Consider the following 18,836-nt stretch of genomic DNA (forward strand, 5'->3'; position numbering starts at 1 on the left):
TCGGTTCTTCATCTTCGACGCGCAACCAACGAGGTGCTTCCTGAGGCGGTCGCACTAGCGAACATTAGCAACACTTCGCACGGGCCTTCCGGGGCATCCCATCAACGCTCAGCGATATCACCCCAAGGTGCAGAAGCGAACCACCTGACGAGGTCATTCGCGTCGATCAGGGTTGCCCTTAGTTCTGGCGTAAGGAACTGCGATGGCGCCTTAGCGAATGGTCGGCCACTCAACGCAGGCACGACTGCCGCGCGGGTCATGACAAAACCATGCCGCGCGCGCGACATCATCACGGACAGAACCCGCGCCTCCTCAAGTAGAGCTGCTTCAGTTTTGGCCTCGAAGAATGGAACGTTGCCTTCTTCAAGTCCAACGATAATGACCCAGTCGAACTGTTGACCCTTTCCCGCATGTCCCGACAGCAGGTGCACACCCGCCTTCGTCAGAAGGGTTGAGTTGTCGCCAACTCGAATGCGTCTGGACACCTCGGCCGGGATCTCCCCTTGGGCGAAGAGTTCGAGTGCCCAGCCGAGGGCATCGGCGAGTGCGAGCCGATCGGCCGGATCTTGGAGCTGATGGAATCCGGCAAGATCGCGTACATACTCGATTGGGTCGGGCGCGGCTAGCACGACTGAGGCGTCCAAGCCCGCCAGCACCGACCTCACCCGGCGCGCTGTGTCAGTGTCGAGCACGCCGTCGTCCCACCGATGGACCTCAAGCCCCTCGTCGGCACTCAGGGCGGCGTCTGCGAATCGTCGCCTCGATCCAATGCGAGAGATCACACCAATCCGCTGGCCGGGGGCACGCGACAAGATCGCCTTAACGAGCTGGACAACCCAGGCCGTCTCCTCCTCAACACTCTGATGCGCCACCCCAGCAGCAACGCCACCGGCAGGCCAGGTGTTAGGGGCAGCACAAGTCAGCGTAGTTCCTTGAGTCAGCGGCACTAGAGCGTTCACCGAAGCGAGCACAGCGGGTGACGACCGATGCGACTCGGTTAGCTCGACGACCTCGCTCACCTCGGCAGTGATCTGCGCATGCACCTCCTCAGGTCTGGCACCGGTGAACCCATAAATGCCCTGGGCTAGGTCGCCAGCGTAGGTAGTACGGCCGAAACCAATCCGGTTGATGATCCGCAACTGCTGCGGGGTGAGATCCTGGAACTCGTCTACCACCACGGCTGCGAAGTGAGCTTTATAGAGGTCAGCCACCCCGTCGCTTTCCAGAATCAGTTCAGCCATCCGAGGTAGGTCGTCATAAGTCAACTGACGCTCTCGGGCGCGGAGTTCCTCAATCTCGACGGCGTCGCGGTTGCCTTGTGCCCTGACGAGACGGAGCACCTCGGTATCGTCCACACCCTCCTGTTTGATCCGCTGGAGAACCTTATCTACAGCTGCAGTTCGCTCGAAGTTGAGGCCGGCCCGCTGACATTGTTCCTTCACCCAGTCACTCTCGGGCAGATTCCACTCCGCGTCGAGGTCCACTGCGGCGGCGTGAGACCGATAGAGGCGAGCCGAGAGCCCGTGGAAGTTGATCACGGTAACCTTGTCACGAAGTTCCGTGGGACTCAGATAGTTTCGCAAACGCTCTCGGATGTTGTCCTTCGCGCGATTCGAGAAGGTGGCGACCAAGACGCGCCGGGCGCCAGGAACGACTCCGCGCCGGAGCATCCCCTGCACGCGAAGGGCAAGTGCTTCACTCTTGCCGCATCCGGCCGGCGCGACGATGAGCAGTCCCCGCTCATTACTGTCGCGAATGTAGGCCTGCGCCCCCGTAGGGTCGACGGTCAAAGCGAAGCCTCAACCTGGGCCAGCATCCCTTCGATGCTGGTTATTGCGTGAGCACTCGCCTCGTCGAGCAGCGAAACGGCGACCAAGGCGCATTGCACCTTAAAGGACCGACAGAAGCTCGCTACATCAGAGTTTGTGAAGGTCCCGCTCGGACCTGTCGGCATCAACTTCTTCAGCTGGTTCGGCTTGAACAGAGTCGAGGTCGAGAGCGCCGCCTGGAGCGGTGCCGCTCCGAGCGCGGCGACGTACTCATCTTCCAGATCCGCTTGCGAGACCCACACGAACTTCTCGTTAAGGTCCGCAGTCGACACCCCGAGCTTCGCTGCAGTTTCCGCCTGGGCGTCTGCATCGATCAGCATCGAGAGCGGCACGTCAAATCCTTCAGAGCCGAAGAGTGTGTTAATCGCACCCATGTCACCAGCTCCGTTCGTCTCAAGCAGTGACACCCCGAGCCGGTCCAGTGCTCGATTTGTGAGGTCCGCTGCCCGCTCGACGACGATTCGATCCGCGATGCCTTCGACGGCGATCACGCGGCGCGCCGTCAACGGCTCAAGCCGATCGCGCACCCACCAGCGAACAGTCAAACGCTCGTCGCTCGTGAGGAAGCCGGCTTGTGGCTGCACGATTCGGCCACCGGACTTGACGACCACGATCGAGTCGGGGTCGAACGCACCCACGATGTCCGGCGAGTGAGTCGCGATGATCTTCTGATTGCTGCTCGCTCGCAGAAGTCGCGCCAAGCTACGTTGGCTCGTCGGGTGAAGGTGTATCTCGGGCTCGTCGATTGCCACGAGGTTGGCACCGGAACTCGTCAGGTCGTAGAGCGCTATTGCGTATAGCGCGCGCGTACCGTCCGACTGGGCCGTTAGATCCCTCAGTGTGCCGTCCCTCTGAACTTGTAGGCGGACATCGCTCAGGACGTCCTGATCAGCAGATGACCCGGGCACGAAGGCCAGGTCATCGGTCGCGATTGGGGACGGAAGTGCCCTAGTCAGCTGTGCCGCGAGGTCGGCCCGCAGCCCTTCCATGACGGTCGACCCTGAAAGCACGGTTGCCAGCCGGTGCACAGCGTCATCAAAGTCCGCCTGCTCTGCACCCAACTCGACCGCTTCGAGAAGGTCTCGCAGTGCCGAGCGGCGATCATCACGAAGTTCACGAGCCTGGCTCGTCGCGCTGAGAAAACGCCACCCGATCGCATCGAGTTGAGACCTCGAAAGCTGGCGCCGCGTACCGCTGCCCACAGCGGATCGCTCCACGGCGAGGGTCCCACTGTTGTCAATGGTCGCGCTAAGACGAAGCGTCAGCGCCATAACGCCCGTACGTGAGTCGACATTTATTTCGTCGGGGAAGGTCGCCTTTTCGTCGTCTGAGAAGTCGACGAGCTCGACCTCGATGACTAGTTCCTTGTCAGGGCTCCGAAAGTCGCCTCCGGCGATCTGCGCATAAAGCTGCGCCGTCGATGCTCCAAGAACGAGCTGAAGGCACCGGAGAACGGAGCTCTTCCCTACATCGTTCGCACCGACCAGAACCAGGTGATCGCGGATGTCCATCGCGACATCGGCAATCCGGCTGTGATTCTCGATGAGGAGGCGGGTGAGCTTCATCGGTACTGTCCTCCATCAGTGCTAAGTCCGACCGCTAATCAGACTGTTGGGCAACTGGTCCCGAAGCTGATAGCCGGACCCGTGACCTGACGGAGGCACCCGCCGCCCTCAGGACCGGGCAGACGTCCCCGGTGTTCCGAATGTCCGTGTGACCTTGCTTCGCCTAGGTCTACGTCACCCGTGCGTAACTGTCCAGTTGCTTTCCGCAGCGTGTCACAGGGGCGCTCTCCGCGCAGCGGCGGCATCGCGCAGGCGCCGTACGGGTTTCGGTGGTCGGCCGTCGCACGGGACTGGAGCTGACCTTGACCACATACTGCGGGCAGGAAGGCCCTCACGCCGCGCTCGACCGACCCGGACGCCCGTCGAGATCCCACACCGTTCCGGTACCTCACCGGCCAGGCCACCCGGTAGACAAGACCGCGTCGGACACACCTCTTGCACTCAGGGTCTGCCCGATTCGTGGTGACGAGTCCATGCACCTTGATGCGGACCCTGGCCGACATGGGCACCCGACGAACCGACGACTACCGAGCTCGCCGACGCGAGCGGGAGCGTCAGGGTCGTCATCAGCAGGAGCGACGCGTGGCTTGCCTAGACGGCGCGCCGGTCCGGGAGCCGGTAGCGACTCCTGCGAGCGGCAGCGCGCGGCGGGCCGCCGCCACGGCCTGCGGCTGGTGCCGCGGTCCCATCACATCGCGGGCGAGCGGACCGATCCCGAAGTGGTGCTCGAACACCTGCCGGAAGCGTGCCTGGGAGCAGAAGCGCGCTGCAGCCTCTGGCCGGTCCGCAGTGGAGATCGTCGAGCGAGTAGTCACGGTGCCAACCGATCAGCCTCCCCCGCTTCCCCGCCAGGTCGCTTGGGTGGATCTGCTCCGCGTGCTCGCCCAGCAGTTGGACAGCGGCGCGGTCTACGACCGGCACCTGTCGGCCATTGCCGTCGCCGCGCAGGACGTCCTCCGCGCCGCCCAGCGGCGCAGCCTGGCAGCTCGTCCGCCCGTCGGCCGATGAGGGTCACCGCACCGGTGGGGGTGACAACGGGGTGACGCCTCAGCAGGCCGCCCCGGCAGCGCCCGGAGCGATGTCACCCCAACGCCGCTGGCAGCAATCGAACGACACCAGCGCCTCTTAGAAACCACCGGCTCCACCCGTCGTCGCCTGAGGAGATGCCATGACCGTTCGTCTGTTGACCACCGAGGAGGTCGCCGCCCGATTTCGCACCAGCCCGGCCACCGTCCGCTACTGGCGGCACGTCGGCATCGGCCCCTCCGGGATCAAGGTCGGCCGTCGGGTCCTCTACGACGAAGCGGAGTGCGACCGGTGGTGGGAGACCAAGGTCGCGGCGGCGCGGCACGACACCCGCTGAGCCGATCGAACCCTTCCAACAGCCCTCTGCCGGCGGAAGGGCACCGTCAGCTGGGCTGTTTCACAGGATCAGCCGTCCCGTGTTGTCGGGGGCTCGTGCAGCGTAAGCAGCGCTCTCGCACAGAGGTCTCTTGTGGCAGCGATGACAGGCGGCCATGATTCAAGTGGAGGGTAGCCGGGGCGGCGATCCGCCGGGGGATGGGGCGACGTGCCAGACTTTCCGAATTTCTGGGACTCCGACGCCGTCACTGCTTGGGGCTTCCTAGTTGGACTAGTTGGGACCGTTATGACGGTCGTCGCCCTCGTGCTTACGGTGTGGACCTTCATTCGCGTTGGAAAAATCCAACACGCGAAGCGAGAAACAGCAGATAAGGCCAAGAGCATTCGCGCGGTCGAGCTTCTTGAACAAGCGACGACCCTACTGACAGCAACGCGCGCTGATCTTGCTGCCAAGGCAACTCGGCAGAGTTCTCAGGAAAAGCGTCGCGATGCCGCCCGGGGTCTCGATCGGTTGGCGGACGCCCTCGGCAAGGTCGCAGTTGCCCTACAAAGCAACAGTCAAGGTGCTCCGCGCGGCCGCGGCCGACAACACGACACGGTGATCGCCCAAGTGCTCGCACAGTTGGATCGGCAAGCGTCGGATGACTCCATCGCCAAGCTACTCGCGAACTACAGCATTGGCCGCCAGTTGGCTCTTGAAGCAAGTCGCGCCCTCACGAGTGGACCGCTTGACGACGGGGTAGAAACGCGTATCGCTGCACTGCGTCTGAAGATCGACGAAATGCAGCAAGCCACTCACGATCTTGTGGAGGCTCATAAGATCCACGAACTCGAGGAGAGTGCCCGGTGAGCATCAGCCATTCCGAACTGCAAGCATTGCTGGAACGACTGACGCGACTTTCGGAGAGCAGAAGGATCACGTGGCGCCGAGTTTCCGACGACGTCCTGCAATACCCCCTGACCGATTTTGTCGTGGAGCTCGCACAGGTATCACCTAGAAGCTTTCGTTTGGCAGTCGCGACCGCCGAGGGGCTTCCCGAGGGAGAGTTGGAGGATGGAAGGCTAACGGGCGTTGACGCCGCGAGCGTCCGCCGAGACCTAAGCTATCTTTTTGACCTCGCGCTGGAATCCTCCGTTTCCGACACCGCTAGTCGACTTCTGTCACAGCTACCCGAGGACTAAGAGCGAGGCGATGGATAGCTGCCCCGACTGGGCCACTCCGGGACGGGGCGACTGCACAACGACCTTGGCCAACCGAATTCGCGCCTCCACGATGTTCTCGGCGCCTGCCCTCATGGCGCCGACAGCGCGAGTCAGCCTTGGAGAAGACTAGTCATGCCAACGTAACCAGCATGACCGGCGGGCGATGCGGAGGCGGCGCGAGCGTGGCGGCCAGTGCAAATACTGTTGGTTACTGTTTACTGGCGTCGTCGCCTTCCCCGTTGGCGTCCAGGATGCGCTGACTGTTCACCGCCGACTCGATCTGCGGCAGAAGTCGGCCAGCCCGTTCCAAGTCGTCAAGTGTCGGCATGAGATGCCCCTCGGGTAGTTGACCCGGGTGCGGCAAGCCACTGCGGAGCAAGTCCAGCGCCGCGACCTGGTAGTTCGTTGCCGAGCGCGTTACCCGGAATCGCTGCCACTGGTTCAAGACATAAAAGATCCCCCGAGTGCATGCGGCACCCATGCCGAGGAGCGTTGCCCCAGCTACCGCTGGGTCATCGGGTAGCGCAATAAGGATGTCGAGCGGGCTGGCGTACGTCGCTCGGATGATCAGGGTTGATTCAGCAATGAATTCACCCGCCCGGCCATTTGTTTCTTCCCAAAACCGGCGCTCGGCGCTGGGTCCCGGGCGCACTACAGCGGAGAATCGCTCATAATCTGCTCGCAGACCAATCCAATAACCGACTTCCAGAAGTGGCAAGACGCCACCGACTGTCTGACTGAACTCTTCCAGGGTTATAGTTCTACCTGGCTCACGCAGCACGATGTTTAGCATGGTGAATTGCCGCAGCGCTGGACCTCGGCCTCGAAACTCGGTCAATGTTCCCCCTTCGCGCGATCGGATGGCCGATGTTATAGGAGCTGCGGACAGAGCGCCTGTCGGTGAACGGCGTACTGTAGAGCAGTCATGCGGGCCACCATTGCAAGTTCACGGGGCGCTATAGATCCGATGCAATAGCCCGAGGGTCGCCGAAGTGCCGGCGTCGATGCGGCGGCGGGCGCACCCTGAGGCGGCACAAGGACAATCAGTTCCGCGCCAGATCACCGACCGAGCACCCGGGCGGCCTCGGCGCTGACCACCTGGCGGCCGAAGTAGACGTCCAGGGTCATCGACGGGTTGGCGTGGCCGAGTTGGTCGGCGACCTGGCGCGGGGTGAAGCCGGCTTCGTCGAGCCGGGTGGCCACGGTCTTGCGAAAGGTGTGCGAGGTGACCCACGACCACGGCCCCTCGGCGCAGCGGACCGGGCGACCGGCTGCCGACGTGCTCGTCGTCGGCTGGAAGCCGGTTCCGTCACAGGCGTCGCACTCGAAAGAGTCAAGCAGCTGGCGCAGGTCGCCGGAGACGCTGTTCGGGTCGCGCAGCGTCCCCGCAAACGGCGCCGGGAAGACCAGCTCGGTGTCCGGCCGGTGGGGTGACGCGAGCCGGCGACGCACCATGTCCACCGCGAACTCCGGCACCGCAATGATTCGCCAGCCGGCGGCGGTCTTGGTACGCGGCTGCACGACCATCCCTTGCTTGGGCACCCGCACCGCGGTGGCGTTGACCTCCCAGGTGCCGGCGTCCAGGTCCAGCAGCGGCCGGCCGGCGGTCTCTCCGGTCCGCAGGGCCACCGCCTCGCCGATCCGGGCGCCGGTGGCCAGCATCCAGTCGACGATGTCCACGACGTCCAGCTCGTTCGCGCGAGTACTCCCCCGGAACAGCTCGACCAGCCGGGTGGTCTGCTCGGCGGTCAGCGCCCGGGGTGCCTTCTTGGCCGTGGTGTCGATCCGGACGGTGGCGTCGCGCACGGGGTTGGCGGCGATGGCGCCGTCGTCGATGGCCTGGGAGAACATGCCCGACAGGCAGGCGCGAGCGGTCTTCGCAGCACCAGGCCCGCTGGCCTTGGCGATGGCGGTGAGCGCTCGGCCGACCCGGCCGGGGGTGACCTCCTGCAGCGTCAGCTGGCCGAAGGCGGGCAGCACCGAGGTGCGGATCACCGAGCGGTAGGTGCGCTCAGTGCCGGTCGACCAGCCGTGGTCGGCGTCCAGCCACGCCTCGACGAGTGCCGACACCCGGGAACTGGCGGTGATCACCCCGGCTCCCCCGGGCCCGCGGCGGGCGGCCAGCTCGGTCTTCAGCGCCCGCTCGGCGGCGGCGCGGCTGGCGCCGGTCTTGGAGACCAGCCGGGTACGGCCGTCGAAGTCCCGGAACCGGGCGCGGGCCTGGACCTCACCGCTGGGCAGGAGCAGGAAGCCGACCTTGCCGAACGTGCCCACCGGCAGCGGTGGTCGTCCCATGCGGCACCTGCCCTCATCGGTTTCCGATGAGTTGATGATGCCTGCCTCGAAGGCCCAAAGCCATATGCCCTGGTCAGAGCTCCCCCGATAGGACTTGAACCTATAACCCTGCGATTAACAGTCGCATGCTCTGCCAATTGAGCTACGGGGGAACGTCCGGGTTGTTCGCCCGTGCGCCTGGAAGAGATTACCCCACCCTGCCGGCTCTGCCAGGAGGGGGCTCTCGGCGGGTCGCGCGGCGCGCCGGCCGGTAGCGTCCTATCGACTGTCCCGATCCTTGGAGGAACTCCCCGTGGCCAAGCTGTCCTTCCTCGCCGGCTTCGGTGCCGGCTACGTCCTCGGCGCCAAGGCCGGCCGGGAGCGCTACGAGCAGATCCGCCGTGCCTACGCCCACGCCAAGGACGACCCGCGCCTGCAGAGCGTCGCGGGCATGGCCCAGGCCCAGGCCGACGCCGCGGTGAAGTCGGTCAAGGCCAGCCTCGGGCAGAACGACACCGGGCAGGACGACGCCCAGCGCTGACGTCCACCCGGCCCGCGGTCAGCGGGTCGGGTCGTCGGCGTCCACCGCGGCGGCCAGCCGGTCCCGGGCGATCTGCCGGGCCTGCGGGTCGTCGCGGTCGGCGTCGTCGTCGAAGACCACGGTCCACTCCCGCGCCGCCTGGCCGGGCACCCGCCGGGCCACCAGCAGCACCGCACCGCCGCCGGGCAGCGGGTGCCGCTGACTGGTCACCACCGTGCGGTCGACCCGGCTGCGCACCTCGCCCGGCAGCTCCCCCGCCGCGGCCAGCACGTACCACTGCTGCGGCGCCCGGGCCTGCACCCCCGGCTCGACCTCGGTGAGCGGCGTGACCAGCAGGTTCCCCCCGGCACCGGCCGCGGTCCACCGCGCCGTGCCCACCTCGTGCCAGCGGAGCACCGGCACCGTCGCGGCATCGGCGAGCGCCAGGTCGCCCGGCACCACCCGCAGCCCGCGGGAGGTGGCCACCAGCCAGCCGCCGCCCACCAGCTCGCCCCAGGCGAGCACCCGCTCGTCCGGGTCCGGCGCGGCGGCGACCACCGCCCGGACCGGCTCCGGCGGGCGGGCGAACCGGGCGCGCAACGCGCCGAGCAGCGTCACGGCGTGAGGCCGCCGGCGGCCCGCTTGCGCAGCGAGATCGCCAGCTGCTCGAGGTCCATCAGCTGCTTGAACGCCTTCATGTACTCGTCGGCGGCCTCGACCGGGTTCATCCGCTGCAGCTTGCCCTTCAGCGCGGCCACCTGCCGGACGGTGGTGATCTCCTGCAGCCGGGCCATCAGGGCGTTGACGTAGCTGACGTCGTTCTCCCCCACCGACCGCAGCGGCTCGACCGCCAGCGCGGTCAGCATCGCCTTCGCCGTCTCCCGGTCGCAGTGCTCCCCCACCTGGTCCAGCCAGGCGGCGCCGCTGACCGTGGCCCCGGCCGCTCCCCCGGCGGCGGCGACCGCGGCCGCCACGGCGGCGTAGTCGGGGTGGGTGAACTCGTCGGCGCCCACGGCGTCGAACTCGGGCCCGGCGATCTCCGGGCACTGCAGGGCGGCCTTCACCGCCTCGCGCTCCACCTCGATCGCGACGTCGTCCGGGCTCTTGCGCGGGGTGCGCACCCGGCCGCGCTCGGGGGCGGCACCGCCGTCGGCCAGGCGGCGCACCCGGGCGACCACCTCGCTCTCGTCGGGCAGGCCGAGCAGCCCGGCGAGCCGGCGGGCGTAGGCCGGCCGCAGCGCGTGGTCCTTGATCTGGGCCAGCAGCGGCACGGTCTTGTCCAGCGCGGCGACCCGGCCCTCCACGGTGTCCAGGTCGTAGTCGGCCAGCATCGTCCGCAGCACGAACTCGATCAGCGGGGTGCGCCGGGCGATGAGGTCACGCACCGCGGCGTCACCGTGCGCCTGGCGCAGCTCGCACGGGTCGCGGCCCTCCTGCTCGACCGCGACGAAGGTCTGCGCGACGAAGCGCTGGTCCTCCTTGAACGACTTCATCGCCGCCGCCTGCCCGGCCGCGTCGCCGTCGAAGGTGTAGACGACCTCCCCGCGGAACTCGTCCTGGTCCATCAGCAGCCGGCGCAGCACGTTGATGTGCTCCGCGCCGAACGCGGTACCGCAGGACGCCACGGCGGTGGTGACGCCCGCGACGTGGCAGGCCATCACGTCGGTGTAGCCCTCCACGACCACGGCCTGGTGGCTGCGGGCGATGTCCCGCTTGGCCCGCTCGACCCCGTAGAGCACCGAGCTCTTCTTGTAGAGCGGCGTCTCGGGGGTGTTGAGGTACTTCGGGCCCGGGTCGTCGTCCATCAGCTTGCGCGCGCCGAAGCCGATGACGTCGTTGGTGAGGTCGCGGATGGGCCAGATCAGCCGGCGGTGGAACCGGTCGATCAGCGAGCCGCGGGAGGACTCCTTGGCCAGCCCCGCGGTGACCAGCTCGGCCTGCGTGTAGCCCAGGCCGCGCAGGTGCCGGGTGAGGGTGTCCCAGCCGCCGGGGGCGTAGCCGCAGCCGAAGTCGAGGGCGACCTGGCGGTCGAAGCCCCGCTCGGCGAGGAACTGCCGGGCCGGTGCCGCCTCCGGGGTCATCAGCTGCTCGGCGTAGAACCGAGCGGCCTCGCCGTTGGCCGCGACCAGCCGGGCCCGCTGCCCGGCCGCGGCCCGGTCGGGCGCACCGGTGGGCCGGCCGCCGTCGTCCTCGTAGTGCAGCTCGACGTTGGCCCGGCCGGCCAGCAGCTCGACGGCCTCGGTGAAGGAGAGGTGGTCGATGTCCTGGATGAACCGGATGACGTCGCCGCCGGCCCCGCACCCGAAGCAGTTCCCGGTGAGGATGTTGTCCTCGAGGGTGAACGCGTGGGTGCCGGGCACTTCCGCGCAGAACACCTCTTCCACGCGGTCGCTCCACTCGACCGACTGGACGACCCAGTTCTTCCGCTCGTACTTCTTCTGGTTCGACTGGATCCGCTCGCGGTGGTGGGCGAGCAGGAAGAAGGACTCCGGCAGCCCCTTGGTCATGAAGCGCACGTTGTAGATGTCGCTGGGGACCCCGTCGATGCCGACCCGGGTCTGCTTGGCGACCCCGAACGTCCCGATGCCCAGTCGCGTGCACAGCGTGCGCACGTACTCGAGATCTGCCGGATTCGCGGAGTTGAGGATCGCATCGCCGTCCTCGGCGACGCAGCCATCGGCGGCGAAGTACCCGGCCAGCCAGCCCAGCAGGTACGACCCGTCCTCGTCCAACGACGGTCGCTCGTCCTTGAAGTAGGCGGGCAGGCCGTAGAACCGGGTCCCGCGCTCCTCGGTCCAGGACCGGCAACCCTGGAAGTACCGGGCCAGCTCGCCGTCCTTCTCGCCGTAGAGAACAGCGATCGACCCGGCGCCCGCGCGGGTCCCGTCGCCGTAGACGATCCCGCGGGCGACACCGAAGGGCGAGGGCCGTGTCGCCGGGTTCAGCACCCGGGTGGCCGGGAAGGAGTGCGAGAGCCGGTCGCCCGGCCGCAGGTCCTTGGTCAGCTTCTCCCGACGCTGCTGGCGGAGAGCCCCCGACGGAACGAACCAACGGTGCTCGTCGGTGGCGTGCAGGATCTTGGTGCGCCCGTTGCGCGTCACGGTGACGCGCATCAGCTGCTGGACGCCGTAGCTCCTGAATGGCGCTTCGACCCAGCCCCCGTCGCCGTTGAGCACCCGTACGGTCGTGCCGGCCAGCTCACGGATCGGGACCGTGCCGTTCTCGGTCAGGACGCCGGTCTCGCCCGCCAGGCAGTGGAACAGGTTTCGCGAGGGGGTGACGTGGAAGGACGGCGACTTCTCGTCGTGGAACGGGCACAGCCCCTTGAGGCTGCCGCCGCCGGCGCGCTTGAGCTGCAGGTGCTCGCCGACGATGTCGTCGATCTTCGCCCGCTCGCGGACCAGCGCGATGTCCGCGGCGCGGATGCGCCCCCGCCCGGCCATCAGGCCGCCGCCGCAGCGGCCATGCGGCGGCCCAGCACGAACTCGAACCACAGCAGGAAGACGGCGTGGTCGAGGGAGAGCCCCGGCTCGGGGGTCAGCGTGGGCCGCCACGACCAGCCACCGGGACGCCCGCTCTCGGCCAGCAGCCGGCCACCGGTGCGGTAGCGGCGGGACGTCTTCCACCACGACGGGGACGTGACCTCGACCGGGGTGCCCGCCAGCTCCACGGACCAGGTGTTCCGCCAGAACGAGTCCTGGTGCGCGCGCACCCGCACGCCGTCCGCCGGGTCGAGCACCCAGCGGCCGGTCAGCTCACGGTTCCCCGCGCGGCGGAACTGCCACTCCCGGCCGTCGACCTCTGCGGTCGCGGCCTCCTTCCAGTTCGACGCCCGCAGCGTCGCCACCACGGCGTCGCCGTCGAGCACCGGCACGGTGCCCTTCGCGGTGCCGTGCGACCCCTTCTTGCCCAGCTCCAGCACGGTCCTCCTCCTCAGCCGATGCCCGGGGCGCCGGCGACGCTCTCACCGGTCGCGCGGTAGAGCAGGTAGGCGGCGGTCTCCCGGAGGATGTAGCGGAACTGCGTGCTGCGGGTCTGCACCGCGGGCCCCTGGCGGGTGGGCGAGCTGGTCGCCTCCAGGCCGGCGTCCTCGGCCATCCGCTCGGCCCGCAGGGCGTGCCACGGGTCGCTGACCAGGACAGCGGTGTCCCAGCCGCGGTCGGCGAACGCCGCGGCGACCGCCCGCACGCTCTCCAGCGTGTCCACGCCCTCCTGCACGGGCAGCAGCGCCTCGCGCGGCACGCCGGTGGCGGCGAGGTAGTCGGCGCCGGCCTCGGCCTCGGAGAACTCGTCGCCGGCGGCCCGGCCGCCCACGGTCACCACCACCGGGGCCACACCCGCCTCGTAGAGCTCACGGGCGTGCTCCAGCCGCGCCTCGAAGATCGACGACGGGACGCCGTTGTACTGCGCCGAACCCAGCACCACGATCGCGTCGGACGTCGGCCGGGCGTCCTGCCGGGCGGTGTACCAGATCGCCAGCGCCGTCGAGCCGACCAGCAGCACCGCCGCCGTCACCGCGGCCCCGACCACCCGGACGGCCAGCCGGCCCGCGAACGCTGCCACGCGTCATGGGTACCACGCGGTGGTGACAGTGGTCCGGCTGGTGGGTGGCGGGCGCGGCGGCACGGGGCGACGGGGAGCCGCTCAGTCGAGCGCCCGGGTGCCGCAGACCTTCGTGCCGCCCTCGGGGACGACGGTGAGCTGCGTCCGCGCGACCGCGCCGTCGTCGTCCCAGCGGACGTCGACCCGCTGCACCGGGACGCCGTCGACCACGTCACCGGTGGTCGAGGTGACCTCCGGGGTGCCGGGCCGGAGATAGGTCTCGGCGAGGTCGGGGGCGAGGACCCGGGCCCGCACGTCGTCGCAGACCAGGTCGTAGGCGGTGGGGAGGTCACCGGCGTCGAGCGCCCGGATGAAGACCGTGGCGACCTCCGTCGCCTGCTCCTCCGCCGACCCCTTGAACACGCCGATCGTGGCGGCCATGGCGACGGCCACCAGGACCGTGCCGATGAGCATGGCCAGCAGGAAGCCGGTGCGCCGGCGGGGTGTGCCGGTGTGCAGCGGTGCCGGGTCGTCGTCGTAGAGGAAGGGACCGGTGGTCATCCGCCGCTCACCGTCAGCTCTGCGCCCGACGGCGGGGTCGGGTCGTCGCGGTCGGCCAGCCAGCCCTCCGGCAGCGCCACCGGGCGCGGCGGCGTGGTGCGCCCGCGCGGGGCGCCGAGCACCGCCTGCGGGTAGGGCTGGTCGGGGATGCGGCCGAGCAGCTCGGCCAGCTCGTCCAGGCCGGACACCATCGCCAGCGCACGACGGACGTCGGAGCCCACGCTGAAGCCCTTGAGGTACCAGGCGACGTGCTTGCGGAAGTCGGTGCAGCCCCACAGCTCGCCCTGGTCCTCCGCCAGCAGGGTGGCGTGCCGGTGCATGACCGCGGCCACCTCGCGCAGGGTGGGCAGCGTGCGCCGCGGGGAACCGGCGAAGGCCGCGGCCAGGTCGCCGAACAGCCACGGGCGCCCCAGGCAGCCGCGCCCGACGACGACGCCGGCGCACCCGGTCTCGGCGACCATGCGCAGCGCGTCGTCGGCCTCCCACAGGTCGCCGTTGCCCAGCACCGGGATGTCGAGGGCCTCCACCAGCCGGGCGATCGGTGCCCAGTCGGCGGTGCCGCTGTAGAGCTGGTCGGCGGTGCGCCCGTGCAGCGTGATCCCGGCGGCGCCCTCGTCCTGGGCGATCCGCCCGGCGTCGAGGTAGGTGACGTGGTCGGCGTCGATGCCGATCCGGGTCTTCACCGTGACCGGCACGTCGCCGGCGGCGCGCACCGCGGCGCGCACGATGTCCCGGAAGAGCACCCGGCGCCAGGGCAGGGCCGATCCACCGCCCTTGCGGGTCACCTTGGGCACCGGGCAGCCGAAGTTGAGGTCGATGTGCGCCGGGCGGGTGCCGGCGACGTGCTCGTCGACCAGCATCTCCACCGCGCGGGCCACCGTGGCCGGGGCGACGCCGTAGAGCTGGACGCTGAACGCGTCGGCCTCACCGGGCGCGGCCTGCACCATCTGCAGCGTCTTCTCGCTGCGCTCGACCAGCGCCCGGGTGGTGATCATCTCGCAGACGTAGAGCCCCGCCCCGAACTCCCGGCACAGCGTGCGGAAGGCCGGGTTGGTGATGCCGGCCATCGGCGCGAGCACCACGGCGGGGTCGACGGTCAGCGAGCCCAGCCGCAACGGCGGCAGCGCCGTCGTCCGCTCGAGCGTCCCGCTGGTCACGCGCTCCAGAGTAGGTGGCGCGGCGGTGTGCCCGTGGTCACGCGCCCGGTCCGGGTCGCCGCGCAGTCGAGATCGGGCTGGACGCTGCCTCCGCAGAGGGGAGGCGACGCCCAGCCCGATCTCGGGACCGCCGAGCGGCGGTCAGCAGCCGGGGAGGCGGGCGCCGAGGTAGCCGACGACCTGGTCCAGCGCCACGCGCTCCTGGGTCATCGCGTCGCGCTCCCGGATGGTCACCGCGTCGTCCTCGAGCGTGTCGAAGTCGACGGTGATGCAGAACGGGGTGCCGACCTCGTCCTGCCGCCGGTAGCGCCGGCCGATGGCGCCGGCGTCGTCGAAGTCGACGTTCCAGTTCCGGCGCAGCTCGGCGGCCAGGTCGCGGGCCTTGGGCGAGAGGTCGGCGTTGCGCGACAGCGGCAGGACGGCGGCCTTCACCGGTGCGAGCCGCGGGTCGAGCTTGAGCACCGTGCGGGTGTCGATGCCGCCCTTGGCGTTGGGCGCCTCGTCCTCGGTGTAGGCGTCGACCAGGAACGCCATCAGCGAGCGGGTCAGGCCGGCGGCCGGCTCGATCACGTACGGCGTCCACCGCTCGTTGGCGGCCTGGTCGAAGTAGGACAGGTCGGAGCCGGAGTGCTCCGAGTGGGTCTTCAGGTCGAAGTCGGTGCGGTTGGCGATGCCCTCCAGCTCGCCCCACTCCGAGCCCTGGAAGCCGAACCGGTACTCGATGTCGACGGTCCGCGTCGAGTAGTGGCTCAGCTTCTCCTTCGGGTGCTCGTAGTGCCGCAGGTTCTCCGGGTCGATGCCCAGGTCGGTGTACCAGCGGGTGCGCTCGTCGATCCAGTACTGGTGCCACTCGGCGTCGGTGCCGGGCTGGACGAAGAACTCCATCTCCATCTGCTCGAACTCGCGGGTGCGGAAGATGAAGTTGCCCGGGGTGATCTCGTTGCGGAAGGACTTGCCGATCTGGCCGATGCCGAACGGCGGCTTCTTCCGCGCCGCGCCCATCACGTTGGCGAAGCTGACGAAGATGCCCTGCGCGGTCTCCGGGCGCAGGTAGTGCAGCCCCGCCTCGTCCTCGACCGGGCCGAGGTGGGTCTTCAGCATCATGTTGAAGTCGCGCGGCTCGGTCCAGGACCCGGTCACGCCGCAGTTGGGGCAGGTGATGTCGGTCAGCCCGTTGGCCGGCGCCCGGCCCTTCTTCTCCTCGTAGGCCTCTTCGAGGTGGTCCGCGCGGAACCGCTTGTGGCAGTTCTGGCACTCGGTCAGCGGGTCGGTGAAGACACCGACGTGGCCGGAGGCGACCCACACCTGGCGGGGCAGGATGACCGAGGAGTCCAGGCCGACGACGTCGTCCCGGCGCTGGACGACGGTGCGCCACCACTGGCGCTTGATGTTCTCCTTGAGCTCCACGCCGAGCGGGCCGTAGTCCCAGGCGGAGCGGGTGCCGCCGTAGATCTCCCCGGACGGGAAGACGATCCCCCGGCGCTTGCAGAGGTTGACCACCTTGTCCAGGCGGGCGGGGTCGGCGGTACGGGGGGACTGGGCGTCGCTGGGCACGAGGGCTCCATCCGGCTGGCGGTCGGCGGGGTGACCCCTAGACGCTAGTCGCCGCCCCCGGCGACCCTCCCGGCCACCGGACACCCCCGACTTTGCATGGCCATGCAGGAGTGTGCATACTCTTACCCGTGTCCAAGGTGCTCACTTCCCTGCCCGTCGGCGACCGCGTCGGGATCGCCTTCTCCGGCGGCCTCGACACCTCCGTGGCGGTCGCGTGGATGCGCGACAAGGGCGCCGTCCCGTGTACCTACACGGCCGACATCGGCCAGGCCGACGAACCCGACATCGCCTCGGTGCCCGGCCGGGCCACCGCCTACGGCGCGGAGATCGCCCGGCTGGTCGACTGCAAGGCCGCCCTGGTCGAGGAGGGCCTGGCCGCACTGACCTGCGGCGCCTTCCACATCCGCTCCGGCGGCCGCAGCTACTTCAACACCACCCCGCTGGGCCGCGCGGTCACCGGCACCCTGCTGGTCCGGGCCATGCTCGAGGACGACGTCCAGATCTGGGGCGACGGCTCCACCTACAAGGGCAACGACATCGAGCGGTTCTACCGCTACGGCCTGCTGGCCAACCCCGGGCTGCGGATCTACAAGCCGTGGCTGGACGCCGACTTCGTCACCGAGCTCGGCGGGCGCAAGGAGATGTCGGAGTGGCTGGTCGCCCACGGCCTCCCCTACCGGGACAGTGCCGAGAAGGCCTACTCCACCGACGCCAACATCTGGGGCGCCACCCACGAGGCCAAGACCCTGGAGCACCTGGACACCGGCATCGAGACCGTCGAGCCGATCATGGGCGTGAAGTTCTGGGACCCGGCGGTGGAGATCGCCGCCGAGGACGTCACCGTCGGCTTCGAGTACGGCCGGCCGGTCAGCATCAACGGCAAGGAGTTCCCCTCCGCCGTCGACCTGGTCCTGGAGGCCAACGCCATCGGCGGCCGGCACGGGCTGGGCATGTCCGACCAGATCGAGAACCGGATCATCGAGGCCAAGAGCCGCGGCATCTACGAGGCGCCGGGGATGGCGCTGCTGCACATCGTCTACGAGCGGCTGGTCAACGCGATCCACAACGAGGACACGCTGGCCAACTACCACAGCGAGGGACGGCGGCTGGGCCGGCTGATGTACGAGGGCCGCTGGCTGGACCCGCAGGCGATGATGCTGCGCGAGTCGCTGCAGCGCTGGGTCGGCATGGCGGTCTCCGGGGAGGTCACGGTGCGGCTGCGGCGCGGTGAGGACTACTCGGTCCTGGACACCTCCGGCCCGGCGTTCAGCTACCACCCGGACAAGCTCTCCATGGAGCGGACGGTCGACTCCGCGTTCGGCCCGGTCGACCGGATCGGCCAGCTGACCATGCGGAACCTGGACATCGCCGACTCGCGCGCCAAGCTGGAGCAGTACGCCCGGATGGGCATGGTCGGCGGCGCGACCCCGACGTCCATCGGCGCCGCGCAGGCGGCGTCCACCGGGCTGATCGACGCCTCGCAGGCGGGCGGCGCCGAGGCGATCGCCTCGCGCGGCGAGGTCTCCCCGAACGACGAGCTGCTCGACCGGGCCGCGATGGAGTCCGGCACCGACTGAGGAAGGACCCCGTCCTCCTCGCCTCTCGCAGGCTCGGGGCGAGCCTCGGGCGGGACCTGACCGCTGCCCCACGCCTTGCAGGCTCGGCGCAGGCCCCTGCAGCGGGGCCGGGCGGTACCGGATCGAGGACGTCCCGGCGCAGCGCTCGGGACGGGTGGTAACTGGTCGCGGTCAACACCCCGATCGCCGAGCAGACCAACCTGCTCGCGCTGAACGCGACCATCGAGGCGGCCCGGGTCGACGCGATCCAGGCCGACACCGCCGGCGCGGCCGCCGCCATCTCCGGGATCGCCGGCATCGTCGAGCAGGTCAACGACTTCCGGCAGACCATCGCCTCGGCGGTGGAGGAGCAGAGCGCGACCACCGCTGCGCCACCTGGTCGCCGGGTTCGAGCTGCCCTGACCGGGCTCAGTCGGTGAGGTAGGCGCCGGGCTCGTCGAGGGCGTGCACCCACACCGGCGCGCCGGCGAGCTTCACCTCGGGGGCGGACAACGCCCGGCGGTAGGTGCCGACGCCGTCCCACGCGGTCCACAGCGCGAGCAGCTCCGGGTCGTCGGCCGCCCGGCCGAGCGCGCCGTCCCGGAAGCCGGGCCGGACGCGCAGCGCCGCCAGCAGGTCGGTCGCCGCGGCGACCAGCGCCGGGACGTCGTCGGCGGGGGCGCGCAACCGGGTGACGGCGAACACCGCGACCT

At 69.2% G+C, this 18,836-nt stretch carries 17 protein-coding genes and 1 tRNA gene; 5 read left to right on the plus strand and 13 right to left on the minus strand.

Annotation, left to right across the window (positions count from 1 at the left end; genetic code table 11):
- Nucleotides 1-101: 101 nt before the first annotated feature.
- Both ACI79U_RS04755 and ACI79U_RS04760 read right to left on the minus strand, forming a co-directional pair.
- Complete coding sequence (locus tag ACI79U_RS04755; protein WP_457067762.1) at nt 102-1,790, minus strand: UvrD-helicase domain-containing protein; 1,689 nt, start codon at nt 1,788-1,790, stop codon at nt 102-104.
- Nucleotides 1,787-3,394 (minus strand): ATP-dependent nuclease, encoded by a 1,608-nt coding sequence (locus ACI79U_RS04760; RefSeq protein ID WP_457067764.1) that lies wholly within the window; start codon nt 3,392-3,394, stop codon nt 1,787-1,789. Before ACI79U_RS04760 ends, ACI79U_RS04755 begins: the two co-directional genes overlap by 4 nt.
- 861 nt (nt 3,395-4,255) lie before the next feature.
- On the opposite strand from ACI79U_RS04760, the gene ACI79U_RS04765 reads away from it, so the two are divergent.
- The 3 genes from ACI79U_RS04765 (at nt 4,256) to ACI79U_RS04775 (ending at nt 5,606) form a co-directional block, all read left to right on the plus strand.
- Nucleotides 4,256-4,402 (plus strand): hypothetical protein, encoded by a 147-nt coding sequence (locus ACI79U_RS04765; protein ID WP_457067766.1) that lies wholly within the window; start codon nt 4,256-4,258, stop codon nt 4,400-4,402.
- Between the two features lie 160 nt (nt 4,403-4,562).
- Nucleotides 4,563-4,757 (plus strand): helix-turn-helix transcriptional regulator, encoded by a 195-nt coding sequence (locus ACI79U_RS04770; RefSeq protein ID WP_457067768.1) that lies wholly within the window; start codon nt 4,563-4,565, stop codon nt 4,755-4,757.
- A 285-nt stretch (nt 4,758-5,042) separates the two neighbouring features.
- Nucleotides 5,043-5,606 carry a hypothetical protein gene (locus ACI79U_RS04775; protein WP_457067770.1) on the plus strand — a complete coding sequence of 188 codons (564 nt, stop codon included), beginning with the start codon at nt 5,043-5,045 and terminating at the stop codon, nt 5,604-5,606.
- A gap of 561 nt (nt 5,607-6,167) precedes the next feature.
- On the opposite strand, the gene ACI79U_RS04780 is transcribed toward ACI79U_RS04775, so the two are convergent.
- The 3 genes from ACI79U_RS04780 to ACI79U_RS04790 all read right to left on the minus strand — a co-directional run bounded on the left by ACI79U_RS04780 (nt 6,168) and on the right by ACI79U_RS04790 (nt 8,406).
- Nucleotides 6,168-6,752, minus strand: a complete 585-nt coding sequence (locus tag ACI79U_RS04780) for a hypothetical protein (protein ID WP_457067772.1) — start codon at nt 6,750-6,752, stop codon at nt 6,168-6,170.
- Between the two features lie 266 nt (nt 6,753-7,018).
- Nucleotides 7,019-8,254, minus strand: a complete 1,236-nt coding sequence (locus tag ACI79U_RS04785) for a site-specific integrase (protein WP_457067774.1) — start codon at nt 8,252-8,254, stop codon at nt 7,019-7,021.
- 79 nt (nt 8,255-8,333) lie between these two features.
- A tRNA-Asn gene (locus ACI79U_RS04790) sits at nt 8,334-8,406 on the minus strand.
- A 140-nt stretch (nt 8,407-8,546) separates the two neighbouring features.
- Between ACI79U_RS04790 and ACI79U_RS04795 the strand changes: the two genes are divergently transcribed.
- Entirely contained in the window at nt 8,547-8,774 is a 228-nt protein-coding gene (locus ACI79U_RS04795) for a hypothetical protein (protein WP_457067776.1), read from the plus strand.
- Nucleotides 8,775-8,792: 18 nt separating this feature from the next.
- On the opposite strand, the gene ACI79U_RS04800 is transcribed toward ACI79U_RS04795, so the two are convergent.
- From ACI79U_RS04800 to ACI79U_RS04830, 7 genes are all read right to left on the minus strand, one after another.
- Nucleotides 8,793-9,371 carry a hypothetical protein gene (locus ACI79U_RS04800; protein WP_457067779.1) on the minus strand — a complete coding sequence of 193 codons (579 nt, stop codon included), beginning with the start codon at nt 9,369-9,371 and terminating at the stop codon, nt 8,793-8,795.
- The gene (dnaG, locus tag ACI79U_RS04805; RefSeq protein WP_457067782.1) at nt 9,368-12,196 is read right to left on the minus strand and encodes a DNA primase; all 2,829 of its coding nucleotides are present in this window, start codon (nt 12,194-12,196) and stop codon (nt 9,368-9,370) included. Before dnaG ends, ACI79U_RS04800 begins: the two co-directional genes overlap by 4 nt.
- A complete protein-coding gene (locus ACI79U_RS04810) occupies nt 12,196-12,675 on the minus strand; it encodes a hypothetical protein (RefSeq protein ID WP_457067785.1) in 480 nt (159 codons plus the stop codon). Before ACI79U_RS04810 ends, dnaG begins: the two co-directional genes overlap by 1 nt.
- 11 nt (nt 12,676-12,686) lie before the next feature.
- Nucleotides 12,687-13,316 (minus strand): YdcF family protein, encoded by a 630-nt coding sequence (locus tag ACI79U_RS04815; RefSeq protein ID WP_457067788.1) that lies wholly within the window; start codon nt 13,314-13,316, stop codon nt 12,687-12,689.
- A gap of 81 nt (nt 13,317-13,397) precedes the next feature.
- Nucleotides 13,398-13,856 carry an Rv0361 family membrane protein gene (locus ACI79U_RS04820; RefSeq protein ID WP_457067791.1) on the minus strand — a complete coding sequence of 153 codons (459 nt, stop codon included), beginning with the start codon at nt 13,854-13,856 and terminating at the stop codon, nt 13,398-13,400.
- On the minus strand, nt 13,853-15,013 hold the full coding sequence (dusB, locus tag ACI79U_RS04825) for a tRNA dihydrouridine synthase DusB (RefSeq protein WP_457067793.1): 1,161 nt from the start codon (nt 15,011-15,013) through the stop codon (nt 13,853-13,855). Before dusB ends, ACI79U_RS04820 begins: the two co-directional genes overlap by 4 nt.
- A 141-nt stretch (nt 15,014-15,154) precedes the next feature.
- A complete protein-coding gene (locus ACI79U_RS04830) occupies nt 15,155-16,567 on the minus strand; it encodes a glycine--tRNA ligase (RefSeq protein WP_457067795.1) in 1,413 nt (470 codons plus the stop codon).
- A gap of 128 nt (nt 16,568-16,695) precedes the next feature.
- Between ACI79U_RS04830 and argG the strand changes: the two genes are divergently transcribed.
- A complete protein-coding gene (gene argG, locus ACI79U_RS04835; protein WP_457067797.1) occupies nt 16,696-18,144 on the plus strand; it encodes an argininosuccinate synthase in 1,449 nt (482 codons plus the stop codon).
- A 408-nt stretch (nt 18,145-18,552) separates the two neighbouring features.
- Here the strand turns inward: argG and ACI79U_RS04840 are convergent, their stop codons facing one another.
- Nucleotides 18,553-18,828 carry an antibiotic biosynthesis monooxygenase gene (locus ACI79U_RS04840; protein WP_457067799.1) on the minus strand — a complete coding sequence of 92 codons (276 nt, stop codon included), beginning with the start codon at nt 18,826-18,828 and terminating at the stop codon, nt 18,553-18,555.
- Nucleotides 18,829-18,836: the final 8 nt, after the last annotated feature.

This window comes from Modestobacter sp. SYSU DS0904 (assembly GCF_054051115.1).

Coding starts and splice junctions, on each gene's coding strand:
- ACI79U_RS04760 (WP_457067764.1), bottom strand. CDS start 3,394: ATGAAGCTCACCCGCCTCCTCATCGAGAATCACAGCCGGATTGCCGAT.
- ACI79U_RS04770 (WP_457067768.1), top strand. CDS start 4,563: ATGACCGTTCGTCTGTTGACCACCGAGGAGGTCGCCGCCCGATTTCGC.
- ACI79U_RS04775 (WP_457067770.1), top strand. CDS start 5,043: ATGACGGTCGTCGCCCTCGTGCTTACGGTGTGGACCTTCATTCGCGTT.
- ACI79U_RS04780 (WP_457067772.1), bottom strand. CDS start 6,752: ATGCTAAACATCGTGCTGCGTGAGCCAGGTAGAACTATAACCCTGGAA.
- ACI79U_RS04785 (WP_457067774.1), bottom strand. CDS start 8,254: ATGGGACGACCACCGCTGCCGGTGGGCACGTTCGGCAAGGTCGGCTTC.
- dnaG (WP_457067782.1), bottom strand. CDS start 12,196: ATGGCCGGGCGGGGGCGCATCCGCGCCGCGGACATCGCGCTGGTCCGC.
- ACI79U_RS04820 (WP_457067791.1), bottom strand. CDS start 13,856: ATGACCACCGGTCCCTTCCTCTACGACGACGACCCGGCACCGCTGCAC.